The 23,727-nt window shown below is 70.4% G+C and carries 22 protein-coding genes; 7 read left to right on the plus strand and 15 right to left on the minus strand.

Annotated elements, in window-relative coordinates; genetic code table 11:
- Positions 1-15: 15 nt before the first annotated feature.
- From IT293_13660 to IT293_13690, 7 genes are all read left to right on the plus strand, one after another.
- Positions 16-618 carry a CBS domain-containing protein gene (locus IT293_13660; GenBank protein MCC6765701.1) on the plus strand — a complete coding sequence of 201 codons (603 nt, stop codon included), beginning with the start codon at positions 16-18 and terminating at the stop codon, positions 616-618.
- An 88-nt stretch (positions 619-706) separates the two neighbouring features.
- Entirely contained in the window at positions 707-976 is a 270-nt protein-coding gene (locus IT293_13665; protein MCC6765702.1) for a type II toxin-antitoxin system prevent-host-death family antitoxin, read from the plus strand.
- Positions 969-1,385 carry a type II toxin-antitoxin system VapC family toxin gene (locus IT293_13670; GenBank protein ID MCC6765703.1) on the plus strand — a complete coding sequence of 139 codons (417 nt, stop codon included), beginning with the start codon at positions 969-971 and terminating at the stop codon, positions 1,383-1,385. Before IT293_13665 ends, IT293_13670 begins: the two co-directional genes overlap by 8 nt.
- A gap of 86 nt (positions 1,386-1,471) precedes the next feature.
- Entirely contained in the window at positions 1,472-1,774 is a 303-nt protein-coding gene (locus IT293_13675) for a DUF1232 domain-containing protein (protein ID MCC6765704.1), read from the plus strand.
- A gap of 52 nt (positions 1,775-1,826) precedes the next feature.
- Positions 1,827-4,520, plus strand: coding sequence for a UPF0182 family protein (locus tag IT293_13680; GenBank protein MCC6765705.1), 2,694 nt, complete (start codon positions 1,827-1,829; stop codon positions 4,518-4,520).
- Positions 4,521-4,576: 56 nt separating this feature from the next.
- A complete protein-coding gene (locus IT293_13685; GenBank protein MCC6765706.1) occupies positions 4,577-5,257 on the plus strand; it encodes a hypothetical protein in 681 nt (226 codons plus the stop codon).
- Between the two features lie 506 nt (positions 5,258-5,763).
- Positions 5,764-6,672, plus strand: a complete 909-nt coding sequence (locus IT293_13690) for a transporter (protein ID MCC6765707.1) — start codon at positions 5,764-5,766, stop codon at positions 6,670-6,672.
- Between the two features lie 12 nt (positions 6,673-6,684).
- Here IT293_13690 and IT293_13695 read toward each other — a convergent pair whose 3' ends face one another.
- From IT293_13695 to IT293_13765, 15 genes are all read right to left on the minus strand, one after another.
- The gene (locus tag IT293_13695; GenBank protein MCC6765708.1) at positions 6,685-7,092 is read right to left on the minus strand and encodes a HEPN domain-containing protein; all 408 of its coding nucleotides are present in this window, start codon (positions 7,090-7,092) and stop codon (positions 6,685-6,687) included.
- Positions 7,067-7,459, minus strand: coding sequence for a nucleotidyltransferase domain-containing protein (locus tag IT293_13700; protein MCC6765709.1), 393 nt, complete (start codon positions 7,457-7,459; stop codon positions 7,067-7,069). Before IT293_13700 ends, IT293_13695 begins: the two co-directional genes overlap by 26 nt.
- A gap of 52 nt (positions 7,460-7,511) precedes the next feature.
- Positions 7,512-9,974, minus strand: coding sequence for a mechanosensitive ion channel (locus IT293_13705; GenBank protein ID MCC6765710.1), 2,463 nt, complete (start codon positions 9,972-9,974; stop codon positions 7,512-7,514).
- Between the two features lie 8 nt (positions 9,975-9,982).
- On the minus strand, positions 9,983-10,600 hold the full coding sequence (locus IT293_13710; protein ID MCC6765711.1) for a hypothetical protein: 618 nt from the start codon (positions 10,598-10,600) through the stop codon (positions 9,983-9,985).
- 39 nt (positions 10,601-10,639) lie between these two features.
- Entirely contained in the window at positions 10,640-11,650 is a 1,011-nt protein-coding gene (locus tag IT293_13715) for a DUF4105 domain-containing protein (GenBank protein ID MCC6765712.1), read from the minus strand.
- A 70-nt stretch (positions 11,651-11,720) separates the two neighbouring features.
- On the minus strand, positions 11,721-12,500 hold the full coding sequence (locus IT293_13720) for a DUF4239 domain-containing protein (protein MCC6765713.1): 780 nt from the start codon (positions 12,498-12,500) through the stop codon (positions 11,721-11,723).
- Between the two features lie 15 nt (positions 12,501-12,515).
- Positions 12,516-13,997 (minus strand): hypothetical protein, encoded by a 1,482-nt coding sequence (locus IT293_13725; protein MCC6765714.1) that lies wholly within the window; start codon positions 13,995-13,997, stop codon positions 12,516-12,518.
- Positions 13,998-14,003: 6 nt separating this feature from the next.
- Positions 14,004-15,455 (minus strand): hypothetical protein, encoded by a 1,452-nt coding sequence (locus tag IT293_13730; GenBank protein ID MCC6765715.1) that lies wholly within the window; start codon positions 15,453-15,455, stop codon positions 14,004-14,006.
- Positions 15,456-15,466: 11 nt separating this feature from the next.
- Positions 15,467-16,561: a glutaminase A gene (glsA, locus tag IT293_13735; protein MCC6765716.1), complete on the minus strand. Its 1,095-nt coding sequence runs from the start codon at positions 16,559-16,561 to the stop codon at positions 15,467-15,469.
- Positions 16,562-16,582: 21 nt separating this feature from the next.
- Entirely contained in the window at positions 16,583-17,644 is a 1,062-nt protein-coding gene (locus IT293_13740) for an amidohydrolase family protein (GenBank protein ID MCC6765717.1), read from the minus strand.
- Between the two features lie 26 nt (positions 17,645-17,670).
- A complete protein-coding gene (locus tag IT293_13745; protein MCC6765718.1) occupies positions 17,671-19,239 on the minus strand; it encodes a hypothetical protein in 1,569 nt (522 codons plus the stop codon).
- Positions 19,240-19,410: 171 nt separating this feature from the next.
- Positions 19,411-20,568, minus strand: coding sequence for an ATP-binding protein (locus IT293_13750; protein ID MCC6765719.1), 1,158 nt, complete (start codon positions 20,566-20,568; stop codon positions 19,411-19,413).
- A 133-nt stretch (positions 20,569-20,701) separates the two neighbouring features.
- Entirely contained in the window at positions 20,702-22,027 is a 1,326-nt protein-coding gene (locus tag IT293_13755; GenBank protein MCC6765720.1) for a carbohydrate porin, read from the minus strand.
- 17 nt (positions 22,028-22,044) lie between these two features.
- Entirely contained in the window at positions 22,045-22,971 is a 927-nt protein-coding gene (locus IT293_13760) for a DUF2950 domain-containing protein (GenBank protein MCC6765721.1), read from the minus strand.
- A 14-nt stretch (positions 22,972-22,985) separates the two neighbouring features.
- Positions 22,986-23,727 (minus strand): hypothetical protein (locus tag IT293_13765; GenBank protein MCC6765722.1); only part of this gene is annotated, 742 nt, incomplete at its 5' end.

Genomic DNA, 23,727 nt, shown 5'->3' on the forward strand with positions numbered 1-23,727 from the left:
AGAAGGGAACCCGCCATGGTGGTCCGCGATTGCATGACGACGACCGTCGAGACCGTGAAGCCGGACGACGACGTCGCAACCGTGCGCGAGGTGCTCCGCCGCCGCCGCATCCGCCAGATACCGGTCGTCGCCGCCGGCCGCGTGATCGGCATCATCACCGACCGCGACGTCCGGGCCGTCACCGACGCCCGCACCACCGTCGACGCGGTCATGACGCCGACCCCCGCGACCGTCGCGCCCGACACCCCCGTCGAGGTGGCCGCCGCGACGCTGCGCCAGCGCAAGATCGGCGCCCTCCCCGTCGTCCTCGACCACGCGCTGGTCGGCATCGTGAGCGAGAGCGATCTCCTCGGCGCCCTCGTCGATCTCTGCGCCCGTCTCGAGCAGACCACCGTCCTCGCCCTCGAGTGCGACGAGGACGCGAGCGCCGTCTCGCGCATCCGCGAGATCTTCGGACGCCACGGTGCCACCGTCGCCTGGATCAGCTCGGTCCGCACGCGCGGCGGCAAGCAAGCGATCAACGTCCGCGTCCGCATGCCCCCGGAGCGCGGCGCCACGGAGCTCCTGGCCGACGCGGGCTTCCGCGTCGTGTCGTGCGTCGCAAGTCCGAAGGGGTAGGAGCCCGCGACCGCTACTCGTCGCCTTGCGCGACGCACCGACGCCTGGCAGCCTCGTGGGTACATTCGTGGCCACGAGGAGGACGCCCGTGACGACCGTCGGCATCCGCGAGCTCAAGGAATCCGTCAGCGACATCTTGCGCCGCGTGCGCGAACGGGACGAGACGATCGAGATCTCCTATCGCGGGGAGGTCGTCGCTCGCATCGTCCCGGTAAGACGCGAGCGCTCGCAGGCGGGTGCGCGGCGGCGCGCGCGTGCCGTGTGGAACGACATCGACCGCGTCGCCGACGAGATCAGCGCCCGCTGGCCACGTGGGGTCGGCGCCGTCCGAGCCATCCGCGAGACCCGGCGTGGATGACGTCGTCGTCGACGCCAGCGTGTTCGTGAGCCGGCTGCTTCGCACCGACCCCAACCACAGCGTCACGTGCGCGTGGTTCGAGAGCCGCGACCGCGCGGACGGACTGCTCGTCGTTCCGGCGCTCATGCCTCCGGAGGTCGCGGGGGCGATCGGACGCCGTATCCGCGATTCCCGCGTGACGCGCCGCGCGGTCGAGAAGCTGCTGCGGATCCCCGCGCTGCGCGTCGTCGCGGTCGATCGGGCGCTCTCCGGCCGCGCGATGACGCTCGCGGCCGAGCTCCGGCTGCGCGGCGCCGACGCGATCTACGTCGCGGTCGCGCAGCGCCTCGAGCTTCCCCTCGTCACCTGGGACCGCGAGCAACACGATCGCAGCGGTCAGACCATCTCCGCGCGCAGACCGACGGTCTGAGGCTACGTGCAAGGAACGGATCTCGTACGATTGACGCGCCCGCGCCGACGCGCCATGCAGAGCCCGTGACGCGCGCGAGCTCGACGATGCCCCGCTTCCTCTTCACCGGGAGCGGCGGGCAGATCCTGCGCCACGTGCCGAGCTTCGCGAAGCTCTACTGGCGCCTCTTTCGCGACTGCCGCGTGCCGCTCCTGCCGAAGGCCCTGCTCGTGCTGATCGCGATCTACCTGTGCTCGCCCCTCGACGCGGTTCCCGAGCTGATCCCGGTCGTCGGCGCGATGGACGACCTCGCGGTCGGCCTCGCGGGGCTCTGGCTCTTCGTGCGGCTCTGCCCGCCGCCCGTCGTGCGCGCGCACGTGACCGCGATCGCCGCCGAGACCCGTGCCTAGCTCGCTGCGCCTCCTCCTCGTCGGCGCGGCGTTCGCCGTGCTCCTGGCGACGATGCTCGCCGGCGCGGCGAGCGGGCTCTTCCTCGACGCGCTCTGGTTCCGCCAGCTCGGCGCCTGGGTGGTGTTCCGCACCCGCCTCCTGGCGCAGCTGGCGTGCTTCGCCGCCACCTTCGTACCGACGTTCGCGCTGGTGGCGGCGGTCGGTCTGCGCGCCGTCCGCCAGGTGCGCCAGGCGGGCGTGGTGCGCGTGGTGTTCCGCCGCACGACGGACGGCCAGGCGTCGCTGCCCGAGCTGGTCGCGCCGCTCGCGGGACGGCTTCCGTGGCGCGCGCTCGTCCTCGGCGCGGCGGCGGTCGCGGCGGCCCTCGCGGGGATCGCGCAGGCGGCGAGCGCCGGGGCCTACCTCCTCTGGTGGTACGGCGGCGCCTTCGGCGCGGCCGATCCCGTCTTCGGCCGCGACGTCGGCTTCTTCGTGTTCGCGCTGCCGGCTCTGAAGAGTATGGCCGGAGCGGCGACCGGGGCGGTCGTCCTGGCGACGATCGTCGCGGCGGCCGTCTTCTACCTCCACGGCGCCCTCGACGTCCGCCGCCCCGACGAGCTCGCTGCGCCGCACCTGGTCGGCACGGCATCGCTACTCCTCGCGCTCTACCTCGCGACCCGCGCCGTCGGCTATTGGCTCGGCCGCTACGATCTCCTGCTCGCGCCCTACGGCGCCGTCTTCGGCGCCGGCTACACGGTGAGCGCGGTGAAGCTGCCCCTGCAGTGGCTCCTCGTCCTGGCGTCGCTCGCCGGCGCCGGGCTCGCGGCCGCGAACGTCCGCGGCCGCGACTGGCGCCTCGCGATCGGCGCGGTGGTCCTCGTGCTCGGCGCCGGGCTCCTCGCGTCGTTCCTCCCCGACGTTTTCCAGCGCCTGCGCGTCCGCCCCGACGAACTCCGCCTCGAGCGCCCCTACCTCGCGCACAACATCGCGATGACCCGGCGCGCGTACGGCCTCGACCGCATCGACTCGCGACCCTTCCCCGCCGACCAGGCGCTCGACGCCGCGGCGATCGCGCGCAACGCCGCCACCTTCGAGAACGTCCGCCTCTGGGATCCGCAGCCGCTCCTCGACGCCTACCGCCAGCTCCAGCTCATCCGGCTCTACTACGACTTCCACGACGTCGACGTGGACCGCTACGACCTCGCCGACGGCCGCCGGCAGGTGATGCTGGCCGCCCGCGAGATCGACGCCGAGCTCCTCCCCGAGAACGCGCGGACGTGGGTGAACCAGCGCCTGCAATTCACGCACGGCTTCGGCGCCGTCATGAGCCCGGTGACCGAGCTCGAGGGCGAGGGGCTTCCGACGTTCTTCATGCAGGACATCCCGCCGCAGTCGCGGGTCGGCATCGGGCTCGCGGAGCCGCGCATCTACTTCGGCGAGAAGACCGACGACTACGTCATCGTGAACGCCGAGGCCGAGGAGTTCGACTACCCCAAGGGCGACGAGAACGTCTCCAGCAGCTACACGGGCGCCGACGGCATCATGCTCGGCTCGCGTCTGCGGCGCGCGATCTTCGCCTGGCACTTCCGCGACCTGAACCTCCTGCTCTCCGGGAACCTCCGCCCCGAGAGCCGCATCCTCTTCCGCCGTACGCTGCAGCAGCGGATCGGCGCGCTGGCGCCCTTCCTCCGGCTCGACCGTGACCCGTACCTCGTCGTCGCGAACGGGCGCCTGGTGTGGATGCAGGACGCCTACACGACCGCGCGCACCTTCCCGTACGCGGAGCCGATCCGCGGTCTCGGCATCAACTACATCCGCAATCCCGTGAAGATCACCGTCGATGCCTACGACGGCACCGTCGGCTTCTGGGCGATGGACCCCGACGAGCCCGTGCTTGCCGCCTACGCCCGCATGTTCCCGGGCCTCTTCCGGCCGTTCGCGGAGATGCCCGCGGCGCTCCGGCCGCACGTGCGCTATCCCGAGGACCTCTTCCTGATCCAGACCGAGATGTATCGCACGTACCACATGACCAACCCGGACGTGTTCTACAACAAGGAGGATCTCTGGAGCTTCCCGACCGACGCCGCCGGCGGCGAGATGCGGCGCGCGGTCGCCGACCCGTACTACGTGATCACAAAGCTCCCGGGCGAGGCCGGCGAGGAGTTCATCCTCATGCAGCCGATGACGCCCGCCAACCGCAGCAACATGGTCGGGTGGGTCGCGGCGCGCAGCGACCTCGAGCACTACGGCGAGCTCGTCGTCTACGAGCTCCCGAAGGAGCGCCTCGTGTACGGCCCGCAGCAGATCGAGGCGCGCATCGACCAGGACACCGTGATCTCACAGCAGCTCTCGCTGTGGAACCAGATGGGCTCCAAGGTGATCCGCGGCAACCTGCTGGTGATCCCGGTCGAGGACTCGGTCGTCTACGTCGAGCCGCTCTACCTGCGCTCGACCCAGGGACAGATCCCGGAGCTGAAGCGCGTAATCGTCGCCTACGGCGACCGGCTCGCGATGGAGCGCACCCTCGACGCCGCGCTCGCCGCCGTGTTCCGCCCGGGCGCCGGCGCGCCGCACCCGGAACCCGCCGCCGCTCCGATCGTCGTCCCCGCCGAGTCCGGCGACGCACGCTCCGGCGGATCCGCCAACCCGACCGCGCCGACGACCGCACGCGACCACTACCAGGCGGCGCTCGAGCGTTTGCGCGCCGGCGACTGGGAGGGCTTCGGCCGCGCGATGGACGCGCTCGGCAAGACGCTCGCGGAGTGAGTCCCGCCGGGTGGCCGCCTTGGGGCGGACGCCCCGCAATCGGATATGATGCGCGGATGTCCGAGCCGCATCGTCTGACGCTCCTCGAAGCCGCGGACGCGCTCGCGGCGGTCTTCACCACGGTCGACGTGGTGCTGTCGCCGTCGCAACCGATTCCAACGCCGCCGGCCGCCGTCATGAGCACCGGCGGCAACGACCCCGAGGCGGCCGAGCAGATGCGGCGGTTCACCGCCCCCTACGACATGTCCGGGAGCCCGACCCTCTCGCTGCCGGCCGGCGTCGACGCGAACGGGCTGCCGCTCGGCTTCCAGCTGATCGGACCGGCGCTCGGCGAGTCGGCCGCGTTCGACGACGAGGACGCGCGGATCGCGGCGCTGCTCCGCCGGCCGCCGACCGCGGTCGACAACATGAGCGCGCGCCACCCCTTCATCCAGATCACCTCGGCGATCGCGGTGTCGCCGGAGATCACGGCGCACTCGATCATCCCCGTGACGGGGAGCGGTCCCTACGAGCACGGCACCGACGGCGTGGTCGCCTACGAAAGCGCCCACGTCGATTGGGCGGCCTCCGAGAAGGTGGTGCGCTGGAACCACTCGTGCCAGGGGACGCCCGTGGCCATCGAGGAGGTGCGCCGCATCCTCTATCGGCACGCCGCCGAGGCCGACGCGGCGAACGCGCCGCCCGCGCCGACGCCCGCGCCGACGAGTCGGAAACGCGCGCGAGCCCGCGCCGGGTAGTGTCTCAGGTTGATCGTGCACCGGAGTTTCGGTCTCCCGTGATCGCTCTTCGTTCGGTGGCGCCGGCGGGTGGGTCCGGGAGTGCTTCTACGGTCGCCCGGCTCCTGGCGCCCAGCGCGTACGACCCGCTGGTGCCTCCCCGACTTGCGCACGGCGCGAGGTGGAGCTCCCCGAAGCACTCCCGGACCCACCCGCCGGCGATGCCTGGCAGCAAGGAACGAGCACCGGGCGGGCAGCGTCGCCGTACCGAAGCGCGGGTGAGCATGCCGCAGCAGGCAGGCGGATCGGGGATGGCTTCGGGGAGCCGCAGCTCGCGCCGTGCGCAGGCCAGAGCGGCTGCGGCGGGCCCTACGCGCCGGGTGGCAGGACCCCGGCGACCGTAGAAGTCCTCCCCGATCCGCCTGCCTGCTGCCACCGATTGTTCTGCCGCGTGCAAATGAAATGAGACACCACCCCGCGCCGCGACGCCTTGACGTGAGCGGCCCGGCGTGAAATCCGCGACGGCCGTGCGCGCGCTCGTGCTCGCCGTCTCGCTCGTCCTTTCCCTCTGCGGCCGCGGCGTCTCGGCACAGGAGCTCGAGCCGCGCTCGTACGTGAACACGCCGATCGGCGTCAATTTCCTGCTCGCGGGCTACGCCTACCAGACGGGCGACGTCGCGACCGATCCCGCGCTGCCGATCGAGGACGCGAAGGTCCACATCCACAGCGCCGTCCTCGCCTACGCGCGCTCCTTCGAGCTCTTCGGCACCTCGGCCAAGGCCGACGTGATCGTGCCCTACGGCTGGCTCGACGGAACCGCGACCTTCCTCGGCGCGCCGGAGGCGCGCAAGGTGGACGGCTTCGCCGATCCGCGCTTCCGCCTCTCGGTGAATCTCTACGGCGCCCCGGCGCTCACGCTCGAGCAATTCGCTTCCTACGAGCAGGATTTCCTCGTCGGCGTCAGCGTGCAGGTGGCGCCCCCGCTCGGACAGTACGACGACCGGCGCGTCGTCAACATCGGGACCAATCGCTGGCTCTTCAAGCCCGAGCTCGGCGTCTCGAAGGCATTCGGACCCTTCACCGTCGAGGTCGCGCCGAGCGTCACGGTCTTCACCGCCAACGACGACTTCCTGAAAGGCAGGCGCCGCGAGCAGGACCCCGTCTACGCCGTACAGGGGCATCTCATCTACCGCTTCGGCACGCCGCTCTGGGGATCGATCGACGGCACATACTACGGCGGCGGGCGCACCAGCATCGACGGCGTCGCCGGCGACGACCGCCAGTCGAACGCCCGCGTCGGCGCCACGCTCGCGCTCTCGGTGAGCCGCCGGCACTCGATCAAGCTCTACGCCAGCAAGGCCGTGGCGACGCGCGTCGGCGGCGACTTCGACCTCCTGGGTCTCGCTCTCCAGTATCGCTGGGGCGGCGGGCTCTGACCGTGCGCACCCCTACCGGATCCAGGGCTCGACGCCCGCCAGCACCTCCCGCGCCATCGCGAGCGCGCCGTCGGCGTCCTCGCGAGTGTAGAAGCTCGACGGCGTGACGTCCTCGCTCCCGTAGAAGGCGAGCTCGCGATCCTTGCGGAGCCGCTTGGAGATCTCGGCCCACCGTGGCACCAGGCGCGCGACGTCCGCCGGCAAGCGCGAGGCGTTCTCCCCAAGCACTTCCGAGAGGTCGTAGCTGAACGGCACGGGAACGCCGAAGCTCCGGAGGAACCCCTTCAGGAGGAGCTCGACGACCTCCTGGCTCTCGCGCACCACATCCGCGTGCGATTCCTCCGCGAGCAACAGCGCGACCGCCTTCAAGCGTTTCTGCGATCGCAAAAGATAGTCACGCGCGAGCTTCGGATTCGTCATCGAACACCCCTTCGGGATCCCAGAGCGGGATGCAGGACGCGAGCGCCCGCCGGAGGTTCGGCTCCGTCGTCGCCAGGCTCTCGCGGGCTATGAACACCGGCTGTACGGGGAATCGCCTCGCGGGAGCGAGAAACGGCAGCACCGCGTCGTCCCACCAGTCGTAGTCGGAACGCCGGGGCTCGCCCTCCCGCAGCACGAGCACCACGTCGACGTCCGAGGCATCGCGCGCGCGCCCCTCGGCGACGCTCCCGACGACGCACGCCGCCGCGACACGCGCCGCGACCAACGCCGGCAGGGTGCGGATCAGCTCCGCCAGTCTCCCCTCGAGCACGCGCTGGTTGTCGTCGAGAATCGCGTAGCGCCGCATGACTCCCGAACGATAGCCGCGCGCGGGCGGGTGCGGCAACCGCCGATCCCCGTCACCCCTCGCGCCGCGGGCCCGCGAGCGCGGCCCCGGCCTCCGGGGCGACGCTCGCGAGGTGCAGGTCGCGCTGCGGGAACGGGATCGTGATGCCGGCGTCGCCGAGCGCGCGATGGACGGCCACCGCGAGGTCGCTCGTGAGGCCCGCGCGCTCGTCGATTCCCTTGTCGGTCCAGGCGCGCAGCGTGAAGTTCAGCGCGCTCTCCCCGAAGCCCGTGAAGAGCGCCTGGGGCGGCGGATTCTCGAGCATCCGCTCGTCGGCGCGCACGACGGCGAGCAGGAGCGCGAGCACGCGCTCCGGGTCGGTGCCATAGGCGACGCCGACCGCGACCTCGACGCGGCACAGACGATCCGAAAGGGTCCAGTTGCTGATGGCGCCCGCGATCAAGTCGCCGTTCGGGACGACGACCTCCGAGCCGTCCCATGCCTTCAAGAGCGTTGCCCGCATGCCGATCGAGACGACGCGCCCGAAGATCTGCTGCCCCGGAATCTGCACGATGTCCCCGGGGTGGACGCGCCGCTCGAAGAGGAGCGTCAGCCCGGCCGCGAAGTTCTTCACCACGTCCTGGAGCCCGAGGCCGACGCCGACGCCGAGGCCGCCGAGCAGGATGCTGAGCTGTCCGAGCTGGATGCCGGCCGCCGCGAGCGCGAAGAGGAAGCCGAACGAGTACACGGCATACCGGGTGAGCGTCGAGAGCACGAACGGTACGCCCCGCGGCAGCCGGGCACGCGGATACACGTCCTCCTCGAGAACGCCGCTCACGATGCGCGCGACGAGCATCGACGCGGCGAGCGTCGACGCGAACGCCAGCAGCGTCCCGACCGAGAGCGACAGCGCCCCCACCGAAAAACCCGCGTTCGCGATCGCCCTCAGCACGGCGATCGCGACGTCGTAGAGGCCGACGGCGCGCAGCACGAGCGTCGACCAGAAGACGACGCCGAGCACGCGCAGTACGAATCCGGCGCGCTCGCGGACGAGCGCGCGGCGCCGGTCGAGCATGCGGCTCCGCCGGGCGAGCGGCGTGCCGAGGACGCGCACCACCACCGGCTCGAGACCGACCACGGCCGCGTGCACGAACACCCCCATGATCACCGCGGCCATCGAGCCGCGGCCCACGACCGCCCCGAGGTCGCTCCACCCGCCGATGTCCGCCGCCAGGGCGACGGCGAGCACGACGACGGCCAGCCGCGCCACCCGCCGCCAGGACGCCGGGGCGGCGCTCGCGCGCAGGCGGCGGGCCACCCAGGAGACGACCGCGAGCCCGGAGGCCAGCGAAGCGACCGCGCTCACCCGCGCGACCGCCGGCAGCGGCGCGACGGCCAGGGTCACCCGGTCGAGGAGCAGGATCAGCACCACGGCGACGAAGATGGGGCGATGGCGCACCCCGTCGACGGCGAGCGCGATGCGGGCCGAGGGCACGAGGGCGACGATCGTCAACAGGTGCCGGAAGCGCTGCGGGCTCGCCGGGTGGAACCACGGCGTCGCGAGCAGCACGAGCAGCAGCCCGAGCGCGTAGGGCTGAATCGGGCGTTCGCGTCCTGGCGCCGCCGGCGCGGCGGTCGCGGAGGTGGCGAGCATCCGCAAGAGCAGCACGACGACGATCGCGCACAGGAGCTGGAGCACCATCGGCCGGGCATCGCGCTCGATGTAGTCGACGGTGCTGCGCGCGTAGGCGCGGACGGCGGCCGGCACCTGCGGCAGCTCGTCGCGGAGCCGCTCCCGGACACCCGCATCCCAGAGGGGCGGCCGGCTCCGCACCAGGATGTTCTCGCGCTCGGCCGCCAGCAGCGTGGCGATCCGTTTGTCGGCGGCGGCGACGGCGGTGCGGCGATCGAGCAGATGGTCGCTGATCGCCAGGACGTGCGTCCGCCAGGGTCGGAGCGCCGCCTCCGTCTCCGCGAGCGCCGCGAGCGATCCGTCGACGCGGCGGCCGACGACGTCGCCGGCGGCGGCCGTCTCGGGACGCTCGCGCGTCTCGCGCCAGAGGCTCTCGGCGGCTTGCATCTGGTCGCGCACCTCGGAGAGTCGCTTGACCTCGCCCGCCAGCGGGGCACCCCAGACATCGAAGATCTTGGCGCTCGCCGCGAGTTCGCGACGGAGATCCTCGAGCTCGACGAACGACGACGACTGCCCGGCCGCCGTCCGCACGTGCCGCAGCAGCAGGTCGAGGTCGGGCGCCGCCCCGCGCAGCGCCGCGTCGACGCGTTCCACCGTCCGCCGCACCGCCGCGTCGGGGAGCGCGGTGGCGAGGCCCTGGAGCAGGGTGTCGGCCTGCCCGGCGACCTCTTCCGGACGGATCCAGGTGACCGCCGGGCTCGGCGACGGTGCCGGCGCTTCCGGCGACTGCGCGCGCGCCGGGCCGGCCCACGTCGCCGTGACCGGCAGCGCGAGCGCGAGGAGCGCCGCCCATCGCCATCGACGGGCGGCCCTCGCCGCGCGCGCGCGCTGCCGTCCAGACATACGGCGGGCTACTTCTTCTCGGGTTTCTCCACCGAGATCGCCATCGCCTCGGTGTAGACAACCTCGATGAGGTCCCCGACCTTCACGTGCTCGAGGCGCTTCGGGTCGCGCGCCTCCACCTCGACGACCTTCCCCTGGGAGCTCTTGAGCTTCACGGTGCCCTTCTTCTTGTCGAGGCCGACGACGGTCGCGACGACGGTCGTCTGCTGACCGACCGCCGCCCCCGGCTTCTCCCCCGGCTCGGCGCGTCCGGCGGCGTCGGCCACGGTGGCGCCCGGCTTCGCCTCGCCCGGCTTCTTGACGGTGATCGCCAGCGACTCGTAGTAGGTCACCACCACGTCGTCTCCGGACTTCACCTGCGCCAGGTTCCGCACCTCCTCGCCCACCTGCAGGTCGAACACCTTCCCTTCGGCGTTCTTCAGGGTCACGACGCGCTGCTTCTGGTCGACCTTCACGACCCGCGCCGCCGCACTCACCACCGCCCGGTCGATCACCTGCCCCGGCTTCTCGGTCTGCGTCACCGCCGCGACCGGCGCCGAGGGCGGCGGCACCTTTTCCGTACCGCACGCCGCCACCACGAAGGCCAACGCCCCCGCTCCCATCGCCATCCACGTCTTCGTTCGCATGTCTCCTCCTTCTCTGTCCTGTCTCTCTCTTTTTTGGGGTCACTCGGTGCCCGCCGGCAGCACGATGAGCGGCGGACGGGTCAAACCGTCACGGATGCGCGCCGAGAACGCCGGATCCTGACCGGCGGCCTTGGCGCGCGCGTTCACCAGGCTCGCCTGGCGGACTTCGGGAAACGGCCGGCTGGTGTCGATGATGCCATGCTCGTACAGCAGCTCGTCGAGGCGGCCGTTGGCGATCACGCGCCAGTCGAGCGGAAAGGCGACACCGAGCTTGCGGATGTGGCGCGTGATCGAGGTCGTACAGTTCGCGGTCGCGGCGTTGTACCACTCCGGACGCTCGTGCAGCTCGTTGATCGAGCGCACGTAGTCGAGGAGAAGCCGGCGCGCCCGTTCGATCGGCGTGCGCAGCTGGTAGAGGTGCACCTCCTCGCCCCGGTAGTTGGTGCGGAGCCGGATCACGTCCCGCTCGTCGGCGACGACGTAGTAGATCTCGAACTGCTTGAAGAAGCCCTTGACCGCCGAGTACTCCTCGCCCTTCTCCTTGCGGGTCTCGATCGAAACGGCGAGGTGCTGCCCGTCGGCGAACTCCCAGCTCATGATCGTGTGCGCGATCCCGGGAGCCCCCCAGTACGACATGAAGAGGTCCATGCCGACGAGCTGCGAGAGGTCGACGGTGCGGTCCTCCCAGCGCGGCGTGTAGTCGGTCTCGGTGCGGTAGTGGAAGTCCCGGACGTCGTGGAAGGTCAGGCGGTCGCCGTCGACTTCGACGTGGGCCGTACGCGCGACGTCGGGCTGCCAGTCGCGGTCGTTCCGCGGCTCGACGCGGCTCCACCAGAGCGCCCAGGCCGCGAAGAGCACGACGAGCGCCGTGAGCGTCCGGCCGAAGGGCCGCACCGTGAAGAGCACGACGAGGCCCGCGAGCACGAGCGCCGCGGCGAGGCCGTCGGCGAGGAGCGCCGGACGCGGCCCGGTGAAATGGAGCGCGGCCGCGGCCCACGCGAGCGCGAGCACGACCAGGAGCACGAAGACGATCCACCCTAGAAGGCGCATGACGACCCCACGAAACGGCGGCGACCGATATCAGACGCGCCCGGCCCCGCAAGCGGATGGGCCCGCCACGTCAGCGGTCCATCCCGGCGCGCAGGTCGAGCAGCAGTCGGTCGAACTCGTCCACCCGGATGAAGCCGATCCGCGGGAACTCGAGGTCGAGGATGACGAAGACCGTGAGGGCCATGACGGCGGCGAACGCCAGGATGTGCGTCCATTTCCGGCGCTCGCCGGTCGCCATGCTGTACCCCGCGAGCAGCGCGCAGCCGAGCCCGAGGCCGCAGAGCAGCCAGACGATGATCCACGGCGGGTGCATGCGGCCCGCCGCCGTCCGCGTCGTGGTGATGTCGATCATCGCGTTCAGCGCGGGCAGGAGGAGGATCGCGCAGGGCTGCGACCCCGCGTCACGGCAGGCGGCGAGGCTCGCGGACCAGATCTCCCCCTGGAGGCGCTCGGCGCGGCCGAGCGCCTCGCGGACGGCGTCGAGATCCGGAACCAGTCGATAGACCTCGAGCCGCGTGTCCAGGTAGCGGCGGAAGAGGTCGCGGAGCGCAGGCTGGGCCGCCGCCGGCGCCAGATCGAGGCGCAGGTAGGCGGTGCCGATCGCGTTGGTCTCTTCGACGATCAGGTGCCGGCGGGCGTCGAAGCGCGCCGCCGCGCCCGAGAACGAGAACGCCACGAGCAGGCCGAGGAGCGCGAACACCGCCCCCTCGACGGGTCCCGTGCCCGTGTGGGCGCCCTCGGGATCGAGCCGTTCGACGCGGTCGCCGACCCGGCGTCCGATCTCGAGCATGACCAGCATGCCGAGGAACAAGCCGACGCCGAGCCACCCCGCGAATCGCACGTCCCCCATGAAACACCCCCCTTCTCACAAGACGAGCTGGAACCGCGCCTGGAAGACGTGCAGCCGCCCGTCGAGCGGCCCGCCGTCGGCGAGGGCCAGCTCGTAGTTCGCCTGCCAGCGCACCCAGCGGTTCCAATACCAATTGAAACCGGCGCCGAGCACGTGCATGCGACCGCCGCGAACGTCTCCGTCCTCGAGATCGACCCACGACCAGCGGCCCGCGAGTTCCGCGGCGCCGAAGCGGCGCTCCCGGAGGCCGAGCGGCCGGGTCGGCACGACCTGACCGAAGACCGCCCCCTCGCGGTCGTAGGGCCGCACCTCGCCGGTCAGGAGGTACGCGGCCGAAAGATACAGGCCGGGAAAAGCCCGCGCTCGATGATCGACGAAGGCACTCAGGGCCTCGGCTTGCACCGACAGCGGCCCGCGCCGCGCCGCACCCTCGGCGCCGAGCACGAAGGCGCTCCGCGCCGGAATCCGGCCGGTGTCGACGGCGACCGGCGCGAGGAAGCTCTCGGGTCGCGACTGGTAACGAACGTCGTCGCTGCCGGCGAACGTGTACGACCCCGCGATCCCGAGGTGCACGAGCTCGGGCCAGCGGCCGGGCGGCGCCTCGTCCTGCTCACGGTCGCGGGCAAGCCAGGTGCCGCGCGCCACCACACGGGCGAGCGCGCGGCTCTGGTCGCCGACATCGCGCCGCTGCCCGACCGTGAACCACCCGAGCGCGCCGCTGGCACGGCCGTCGCGCCAGGTGCGGTGCGCGAGGAGTCCGAGCGACGTCGCCGGCACGAAGGCCTGCACCGGAGCGGGCAGCTCCATGAAGGCGCGGTCGCGGCTGCTCGTGACGTTGTCGAAGCCGATCGGCGCGTCGAGGCCGCCGAGTTTGAGCGATCCGACCCAGGGGACGTCGTGCGCCCCGAGCCAGGCCGAGTCGAGGTAGAAGTTCCGCTGCAAGATGCCGAACTCGAGGTTGTACTGCAGCGGATGCGGCAGATTGATGACCCCGCTCGAGACAAGGTAGCCACGACGGAGCGCGACGTCGCCCGGAACGTCCTCGGCGCCGCCGCGCGAGGCGAAGGTCGCGCCGTCCACGTTGATCTTGAACCCGATGCGGCCGGCGACGAGAGGACGCTCGCCAAGCGTGAAGCTCGGCCGGCTCTGGTCGAGCCCGACCTTCGGCTCCGCGAAAAAGCGATAGCGGAGCGCGCCGTCCCAGTAGATCCCCGCGCGCGGCAGCCACGGCGGGGTGTAGATCCCCGGCGCCGGCGGTCCGTGCGGCTCGTCGGTCGCCGCCTGCAGCGGAGCCGTGCTCGCCGCCAACGGGGTAATGCGCGTCGCGCGGCGAAACGGCGGCCGTTCATGCCAACGCGCGGTCCGCACACAGCCTTCGGGACGCGCGCAGCCTCCCGCCGGCACGCGCTTCCCGCCCGGCGCAACGCACCCGGACGCCGCGAGCCACGCCGCCACGAGGACGAGCGCGGCCCGGGCGCCCGCTGCACGTCCCGCCATCGGCACTCAGTCGAAGATCGTATAGACGAGGCCGGCCGTGAAGCGGACGACGTCGCCGTCCGAGCCGTCCTTCGTCTCCCTGTGTCCATAGAGCGTCTCGAAGCCGATCGAGAGACGCTTGTGGTACTGGAAGATCACGTTCGCCGACGCGTACGCCGTCTGGTGGTACGCGTCGCCCGCCTGGCTCGCCGTGTTGTCGAGGTTCACGTAGCCACCCGACAGCGTCGACCGCCAGCGCTCCGCCCAGTGGTGGGTGTAGCCGAGCATCAGGCCGAGGTACGGGATCGTTTCGAGGTCGCCGTCGTGGTCGAAGGCGGCGTCGTTGTTCACGAAGTCGTCGTTGCTGTAGCGGAAAAGGCCGTGGCCGTAGGTCGCCTGGGCTTGCAGGCTGTCGTTGCCCCACGTGTCGAAGACCCCCGAGGCATTGACGCCCCAGCCGAGCTTGCTCTGTCGGCCATGATCCGAGTCGTCCACGCTGATGGACCGCAGGATGGTGGCGAGCTGCACGTGGCCGACATCCGCACGCTCCCAGCGCGCGTTCACGCCGCCGTCGGGCGCGTTGTTGATGGCCTTCGCCTCGTCCGGCTGGCCGGTGAGGTCGACCTCCGACTCCGGCTGCTCGATGCCGAAGTTCAGCTGCCACTCCTTCCCGAGTGGCTGCAGGTAGCGCACCAGCGGCCGGCGCGCGAAGATCGCCGAGTTCGGCCCTTCGTAGTCGACCGTGTCGGGCCACACGTCGGGATCCTCGAAGATCGAGTAGGTCTGCCCGACGATGATGTTGTAGTACTGCCCGTAGAGATGGCGGATGCGGTACGGGAACTCGCCGCCGCCCGAGCCGTAGAAGTCGTTCTCGTAATAGAAGCGCGGCGCGCCCGCGATCTCCGGTGCGCGCACGTCGATCCGGAGCTGCGAGCCCTTGGCGTTGATGTTGAAGCGCGGGTCGCCTCCCTTGTCCGACTGGCCCGTCACCGGGATCTTGGCAGTGACGAACCGGTTGTCGTCCCCCGCGTTCTCGGTGTCGAGCGTCACGTCCGTACGCGGCTTGGCGTTGAACTTGATGAGCACCTGGGTGTTCGGGATGCGGGTGAAGCCGCGGTACTTCGGGTCGAGGGTGAGGTCGCCGGGGCGCGGCGCGGCCTGCTGGTCGTCGCGCAAGCTCGCCCGGTCCTTCACATTGCTGGCCTCGCCCGTGATCGCGGGCTCGGCGCCCGCCGGGACGGTGCCGGCGGGCGTCGTGGCGAGCGCGCCGCCGGCCGGCGTCTCGCCGGCACGCGCGGGTGGCGCCGCCGCGCGCTCTTTCTCGCGCTGCTCCATCTGTTCGAGGCGCTGCTGCAGCATGCGCACCTGCTTCTTCAGCTCCTCCACCTCGGCGCTCGCGCCGCGGGCCGGGCCGGCCCACGACGAGACCAGGAGCGCCGCGGTCGCGAGCGCGACGATCGACCGTATCATCGTTCGCATTGCGTGCCTCCTCATTGTTCGGGGTTCGGACCGAAGACGCCGGCGCCGAGCTTGCCGGCGATGTAGCGGATCGCCTTCTGCGCCCGCACGCTGTTCCCGGCCGCGTTCAGACGCGGCGAGAAGGCCGCGATCGCGTAGCGCCCGGGGACCACCGCGACGATGCCGCCGCCGACCCCCGTCTTCGACGGCAGGCCGGCATCGAACGACCAGCGGCCCGACTCGTCGTAGAAGCCCGCCGTCTGCATGATGGCGAGGAGCTCCGGCACGCTGGTCTCGTCGAGCATGCGTTCCCCCGTCTTCGGGTTGACGCCGCCGTTCGCCAGCGTCGCGCCCATGATGGCGAGATCCCTGGTGTTGATGCCAACCGAGCACTCCTTGGTATAGACGCGCAGCGCCTCCTCGGCGTCGCAGTAGAGGCGCTCCCAGTTGTAGAGGAGGCTCGCGATGCCGCGATTGCCCCAGGCCGTCGAGTACTCGGAGTCGTAGACCTTCTCGAGGAGCGGAAGCTTCTCGCCAGCGAAGCCTTCGAGGTTGCCCTTCACCTTCTCCCAGCGGTCCTTCTCGTTCTTCGCCTTCACCAGGCTCACGGCGGCGATGGCGCCCGCGTTCACCAGCGGGTTCACCGAGCGCGCCTTGTAGATCTCGAGCGCGAGCTTGGAGTTGAACGGCAGGCCCGTCGGCTCGACGCCGATCCTCTCGGCGATGATCTCGGGACCGCCGTACTGCTGCATGACGAGCGCCGCCGTGAAGGGCTTCGCGACCGACTGGATCGAGAAGCGATAGTCGACGTCGCCCGCCGCGTAGACGTGCCCGTCCCGGGTCGCGATCGCGACCCCGAAGAGCTCGGAGGGGATGGTCGCGAGGATCGGGATGTAGTCGGCGTTCTTGCCATCGGTGACGCCGGCGAAGCGGGCATGCGCGTCGGCGACGAGAGCCTGGAAACTCTCCTGACCGGGCGGAACCGGCGCAACCGCGGCCACCGTCCGCGCGGCGGACGCCGCCGGCTTCTCCTTGGCGACGCTCGCCGTGCAGGCGGACGCCGCGACGGCGACCGCAGCCAGCGCGGCCGCGCGCCGGAACGGCGAGGGAACCAGTAGTGTGTGCATGGACGTTCTCCTTCGTGTGGTTCAGCGGACGTGCACAGCTTCCCAGGCCCGCACCTTCTTGCGGCCCTGGTCGAAGAGACGGGCATAGTTGCCGATACGGAGCTGCTCGCTCGTGCGCGGGCTCAGCTTTTGCCAGAGCGGCGCGTACTGGTCGTAGATCCCTAGGTACGACACCTGATCCTTGGGCGCGACCTCGTCGGTGCCGAAAAGCACGCGCGTCGGGTGGCGCTCGAGGAAATCGGCCGTGGCCGCCACCGACTCGGGCGACGCGACGACGTACTTCGCCACCTCGCTCCAGGAGATGTCGAAGAAAACGTGCGCGAGATTCGGGGCGTTGGCGATCTCGTCCAGAAGCGCGAGGTGCCCCGGCAGCGGCTGCACGATGCGGCCGAGGCCGGTATGGGCCCAGATGATGATAGCGCGCGGGTGGCGCGCGAAGAGCGCCTTGGTCTGGTCGAAGTAGGTCCGAGCCTGCTCGGGCTTCGCGAACGGCATGTGGATGTCGCTGTGCAGGATCACGACGAGGCCGACCTCCCCGGCGAAGTCGAGAATGCGGTCGAGCGCCGGATCGGTCAGACTGGCGGCGTCGCCCGCGATCTTGGACGAGACGAACTCCTTGTGGATGGTGAACTCGCCGATGCCGGTGAAGACCCCGGGAAACGTCTCGAGCACGCGCCGGATGTGGTCGGCGGCGTACATGTCGGCCGGGTTGAAACCCGTGATCATCGGGTCGAAGCGGGCCTGCTGCTTCTTCGACAGCGACTTGTACGCCATGGCGATCCGGGCGTCGGTGAACGAGTAGTAGTAGAGGTCGGCGTCGCTCTCGAGGTAGTAGCCGGGCGCGGCGTCACCGGAAACGCGGTACGACCACTGCTGCTGGAGCGGGATGCCGAAGAGCGCGACCCGCCCGACCCGCGACCCCATGATGTCGAGGAACGTCCGGATGTCGGTGCCTTCCTGGATGTAGTTGGTGAGATGGAAGTGCGCGTCGTTGACATCGTAGGCGCGACCGGCGCGCGGCGCGCTGACGAGAGCGGCGGCGATCGTGGCGACGGCGAGGGCGCGGGACAGGCGTGAAGTCATGAACGGTTCTCCTTCTCCCCGCATCGTCAGAAGGACATCTCGAGGTTGGCCGTCAGGACCGACCCGGTGCCGCCGACTTGCTGCGGCACGGCGGTGTAGCCGATCGGCGACTGGTGGTCGTAGAGATACTCGAGGTTCACCCGCAGTTCGCGCCGGCGGAAGATCCACCAGTTGAGACCCGCCGTCGCCTCCCAGGAGTCGCCGAAGTCGCCGAAGATGTAGGAGCCCATGCTGTAGACCTGGACGGTCTTCGGGATCACCATTGCCGACGCCATGGCCTGCAGGCCGTGGTCGAACATGCGGTTCACCTCGAACGGGCCGTCGCCGCGGAAATCCTGCAGCCAGCGGACGTAGTACTCGCCGGAGAGCTCCATGCCGCGCCACTTCACGCCCGCGTCGACGTCGGTCATGTAGTACTTGACGCTGTTCACGCGCGTGTCGGGACCGAGCGCATTCGGCGCGAAGATGATCGTGCCGTTCGAGAGCCGGATCTGCGTGTTGTCGATGTCCTCGCTGTCCGGCTGCGACTGGCGGTCCTCCGGGCTGAAGGTGAAGTGCGCCCCGAGGCGGGTCGCGACGTCCTCGTGCCACTCGTAGTCGCCGAAACCGGAGCGCGGACCGTACTCGCCGGTCGTCGGCATCCACCAGAGCGCCGCCGAGACTGTCGTGAAGTCGGCGTCCATCTGTCCGGCATCCACCCCGAGCGTGCTCAGGTTGTTCGCGAGCATCGCATAGTAGCCGAAGTCACCCTTGCGGCCGTAGCCGTAGAAGCCCTGCGCGTAGGAGCCGCGGAAGAACTCGTCGGCGATCGTGCGGTGATCGACGGTGAGCCAGTACGGGAAGTTGCCGGACGTCGAGCGCGTCGTCGGCAGCGACAGGATGCCGCCGCCGACGGTGAGCGCGGGGCCGAAGACCCAGTTGAGATTGCCGCCGAGCACGACCTGCGCGCCGAGGCCCTGCGCCGCGTTGTTGGTCCACGAGTACAGCACGTAGTTGAAGCGGGGATCGATGACCCAGCCGCGGAACTCGAGCTTCACCTTGTTGAGCTCGAGATCTTCGCGCTGGTCGATCTGGACCCGCTGCCCGAGGCCGTTCGTGTAGTGGTCCTCGAGCATCTTCTGGTTGAGGTAGCGGACGTAGGTGTAGATGCCGAAGCGCACCTCACCCCATTCGGTGCGCGCGAAGCCGAAGCCGCGGCCCTGCTTGTAGCTCCCGAAGGGACCCTCCTCGACCTCCTCGCCAGGCGCGCTCGGTGCCGGCGCTGCTTGCACCGTGCTGAGCGCACCTTGCTCCTTGGCCGGCGCGGCCGCAGCCGGCATGCCGTCGCCGAGTGCCTCGCCCTTCTGGGTCTCGGCGCCGGCGGGGATGTGCCCCTTGCCGCGCTCGACCTCGGCCTGGAGTGCGTCGATGCGCGCGTCCTTCTCCTTCATGAGCTCGTAGAGCTTGGCCTGGTTCTCTTCGAGCTTGCGCAAGCGTTCGACCAGCTCCTTCTGGGTCGGGTCGGCGGCGCGGGCGATGGACGGACGGACGCCGTGGGCCAGCGCGAAGGCGCCGAGCGCAACCGCCGCAACCACACCTCTTTTTGTCGTCCACATCGCGATCCGCCTTCGGAAATCGAGACCCAGGGTCGGTACGCGCACGCGGCTTGGGGCGTCCGGCGTACGCGCTAGGCGCTAGGCGCTAGGCGCTAGGCGCTAGGCGCAGGACACAAACACCGGAAACAGGCGTCCGTCAAGCAAGAATGCGCCGTGTGGCCCGACCCGGGGTCAGAGACCGCGGGCCACCTCGCTAATGAAACGCGCCACCGACATGACCTCGACGCGCTCGTCAGTCGTCCACGAATCCTTGCCACCATAGACGAGGATCCTCCTCTTGACCCCGCCGAGATCTCCGATCGCCGCCAGTCCCTTCAGGAAGTCAGGTCGAAACCGTCGGCCTGCCTTCGCTTCGATGGCGATCAACCTCTTCCCCTGCCGCAGCAGAAAGTCGACCTCGACCGCACCCGCACTGCCATGGGACGACCAGTAGAACCACTCGTCGAACAATCCGACGTAGTCGTTCATCGCACGCAACGTCTGCGCCACCCACCCCTCGAAGAGCGGACCCCGTTCCTCCTCCTGCAGCGGGCCGAGCTGCTTCTTGAACGCGCGTACCAGCCCGGCATCGGCCCAGAAGAACTTCGGGTGCGCGACTTCCTTCACCCGCAACCGCGGCCGGTACGCGTCGAGCGTAAAGGTGAGCAGCGTCTGCTCGAGGATCTCGCGGTAGCTTTGGATGCTCGTGCGCGCCACACCGGCGTCGCGCGCCAAGGACGACACGTTGAGGATCTGACCGTGGAAGAGGGCGGCGATCGGCAGGAAGCGAACGAAGCTCGGGAGCCGACGGACGGCGGCCTCGGCCTGGATCTCCTGCGCGAGATAGGTCCGCACGTAGGCTGCGAGCCGCTCGGCGCGATTGGGTGCGGCCCACACCAGCGGCAGCGTCCCGAAGGTGAGCGCATCGTCGAGGTCGAAGCGCCTGCCGAGCTCGGCCGCCGTGAAAGGATGCAATCGGCGCTCGACCGCACGTCCGGCGAGCAGGTTCACTCCCTTGCGCCGCAGTTGCCGTGCGCTCGAGCCGCACAGCACGAAGCGAAGCCTGCGCGTCTCGATGAGCCGGTGCACCGCGCTCAAGAGTACGGGGGCGCGCTGCACCTCGTCGATGACCACCCAGGCCCCCGAAGGGAGTCCATCCAGTTTCCGCGCAAAGGCATCCGGCTCCGCCAAAAGCTCCACCAGAAGCGCCTCGTCGAGCAGGTCGAAGGTCGCCGCGGCATCCCCGAAGCGATCTGCCAGCCAATAGCTCTTCCCCGTGCCACGTGGTCCGAACAGGAAAAACGACTCGGCCGCCGGCTGCAGCAAGCGCGCAATCTTGGTGACACCCATACCGTCATTTTTCCTGGAGCTATGCCGGGAGTAAAGGCCGTCACGCGGGTGAGAACCAAGGGGGGCTCGATCCTCCGGATTCCCCGTCTGCGGATGTCGAGCTCGGCCTGCCTACAACGCTCGATCTACTTCGTCAGAACGTGATCTGCATGCGCGCCCCGAGCACCACCGCCGTGTCGACCCGCTTCTGCGCCGGCTCGAGCACCTGGAGGTCCGGCGTGACGTGGAGCCACGGCAGGACCTCGGCGTTGTAGAACACCTCGAAGCCCTGCCCGCCCTGGGTGCGACGCTCGATCAGGCGCGGCAACTGATCGCTCCGGTCGGTGAGATACCAGCCGATGCCGAAGGTGTCGGCGTCGCGGGTCGGGACGATGCCCTTGCCGCCGAAGCCGAAGCTGTAGAAGCGCTCGATCGGGTTGGTGCGCTCGTCCGCCTGCGCGAAGCGGAAGAACAGGCCCACGCCCTGCGTCGGATCGTCCTTCTCGACCCACAGGAACTGATCGAAGTTGTAATAGATGGCCCAGCCATCACCGGCGCGCTCGACGTCGGCGAAGTCGGTCCCGAAGCGCCGGTCGATAAGCGCGTCGACGACGAGTCGGCGGTCCTGGTCGAGCACGGCGAAGTTCCGGCTCGACCACGAACCCCCGAGCGTCACGTGCCCCGGGAGGCCGAGCGGCCGGTACCCGACGCGGAGCTCCTCGGCAACCACCGTACCCTTGTCGAAGGCGTCCTCGAAACCCGAGACGTCGGGACGACCGCCCGCGTCGAGCGCGAGCACCTGGAGCGTGCCGAGCTCGTCGGGCAGGACGAAGAGCACGCCGCCCCCGAGCGCCGAGTACGGCACGGAGCGAAAAAGGGCGGGGTTCAGCACGAACGCGAGGTTCGAGAACTGCGTCTTGCCGCGACCGCTCGCGAACGCGTTTTGGTCGCCGTCGAGCGTGTCGAGCTTGCCGCCGAGGACGGCGACCCAGGGTGCCAGGAACTGGACGTAGCTCACGCTCGTGAGCGTCGAGATGTCCTCGGGGAGCGGGAAGACGCCGTCGGTGTCGGCCGGGATGAGCGCGCCGGCGTCCAGGTTCACGAAGTCGCCGAAGCGCGACTCGGCGAAGACGCGCAGGAAGCCGCCCGGCCAGAGCCCGAGCCGCTCGGTCTCGAGGTGCAGCTCGTAGTCGGCCGAGCCGCCGTAGGCGTCGTTCTCGTCGCGCCCGCCGTCGACGACACCGCGGTATGCCTGGAGGAGATCGACGTTCAGGGTGACGCCGCGCTCGGCGAGCTTGGTACGCCACCCGCCCCAGTCGCCGGTGAGGTAGCAGCGCCCGAAGAAATCGCCGGTGTAGTCCTGGCGCGGCCAGATGGAAGCGGGCTCGGCCTTGACGCTCGCCGTCTCGGCGGCTGCGCTCCCCGCGGCCGTCGCGAGACTTCCCATCCCCAGGCACACGACGATCGTCGCAGCCGCCACCAGCCCTCGGCGCAGGCTCACTCGGTCGGGTCCCACGAATCGTCGGGATCGTACGCCGTGATCTTGGAGGCGATCTCCGCCGTCTTGGGACCGAGGTCTTGCTCGAACGGAATGCCCTGCTCGTTCACGATGAACGTCATGACGCCGCTCGAGCCGTACTTCACCGGATAGGCGAGGAGCGCGAAACCGCGCGTCATCCTTCCTTCCCTTATATAGCTGCGGGCACCCCCGGGGGCATGCGGACCCGCCGCGTGCAGCTCCTTGTAGACGTAGCCGTGGAACGGCTGGGGCGTGGCGTTCATGCCGGGCCGGTAGCCCTCGCGGCTCGCGTCGGCGAAGAGCGGACCGATCGGGCTTTCGGCGTCGCCCTCCCCGGTCTCCCAGTAGAGGCCGTCGCGTTTGCCGGGCGTGCTGCGGAGCCGCTGGGCGTACTCGTAACCGCCCCCGGTCGCGCGCATGCGGGCCGCATAGTCGCGCTGCGCCGACACGTACTCCTGACAGACCTGGATCGTAAAGAGCTCGTTCCTCCCGATCCGCCGGTTCAAGATCTCCGTCTTCCCGGCCTCGGTATCGAAGCGCCAGCCGGCCGACTCCTTCACGAGCGGGATCGGGAACGGCCAGTCGTCGTTGCCGACGCTCAAGACGGCGAAGTCGTCGCCGACGCGCTCGAGGTGCGTGCGCTCGGCCGCGCGCTCGACGAAGTGCTCGCGGGCTTCGCGATCCGCGACGGGATCGCCCGAGGGCAGCACCTGCTGCGCGCCCGGCCCGAAGAGCGGGTCGAGCTGTTTGCCGTCACCGATCTTCGCCGCCTCGACGAGAGCGGAGGCCGCCGCCTCCGCGCTCTCGAACCTGCGCTGCGCCACCGCCCAAGCCGAGGTCGGGATCGTCGTCGCAAGCGCGCTCAGGAAGAAGAGTCCGATACCGATTCCAGTCGTTCTACGCATGGCTCGTCCTCCTCTCATCGCCGCCGTCCGCCGCCGCCGCCACGACCGCCGCCACCGCCACCGCGGCCGCCGCCACCGCCACCCCGATAGCTCCCGCCGCCGCCACCGCGACTGCCGCCGTAGCTCCGGCTGCCGCCGCCCCCAGAGCTGCGACTGCCGCCGTAGCTGCCACTCCGGCTACCACCTCCGTAGCTGCGACTACCGCCGGACCCACTGCGACTCGCCGCGCCGCGCTGACTCGCCGAACGCTCGAAGCCGCCGCCGCCACCGCCGCCGCTGAACGCGCCGCTGCCACCGCGCGATCCGCCGTAGCTGCCGGAGCCTCCCTGCCGGGAACCAGCGCGCTGCACCCCGGCGCTCGGCTGCCGCACTCCCTGGCCGCCGGCCCGTTGCTGACCCGCGCGTTGCTGCTGGCCGGCGCGTTGGCCGGCGCCTTCGAGGCTACCGCGCTGCTGGTACCCGCGCGCCTGCTGCTGGTTCATCCCGCGCCGCTGCGAGTTCTGCGCGCCCTGGTAGCGCTGTGCCGTGTTCTGGTTCCGGTAGCCTTGGCCGCCACGGTGCTGCGGATTGTGCTGCCAGCGCTGCTGACCCTGGCCCCGTTGGCCCTGCCGGTCGACGTTGCGATTCGAGTTGCGGTTCACGTTGCGATTGCTGTCGATGTCGACGTCGACGTCACCGTAGCCGCCGCAGCAGTTCGACCAGCCGCCGCCCCAATTGCAATTGCCCCAGACCGCGGCGCCGACCGCCATGCCGACG

The sequence above is a fragment of the Deltaproteobacteria bacterium genome, assembly GCA_020848745.1.
Classification (GTDB): Bacteria; Desulfobacterota; Binatia; order UTPRO1; family UTPRO1; genus UTPRO1.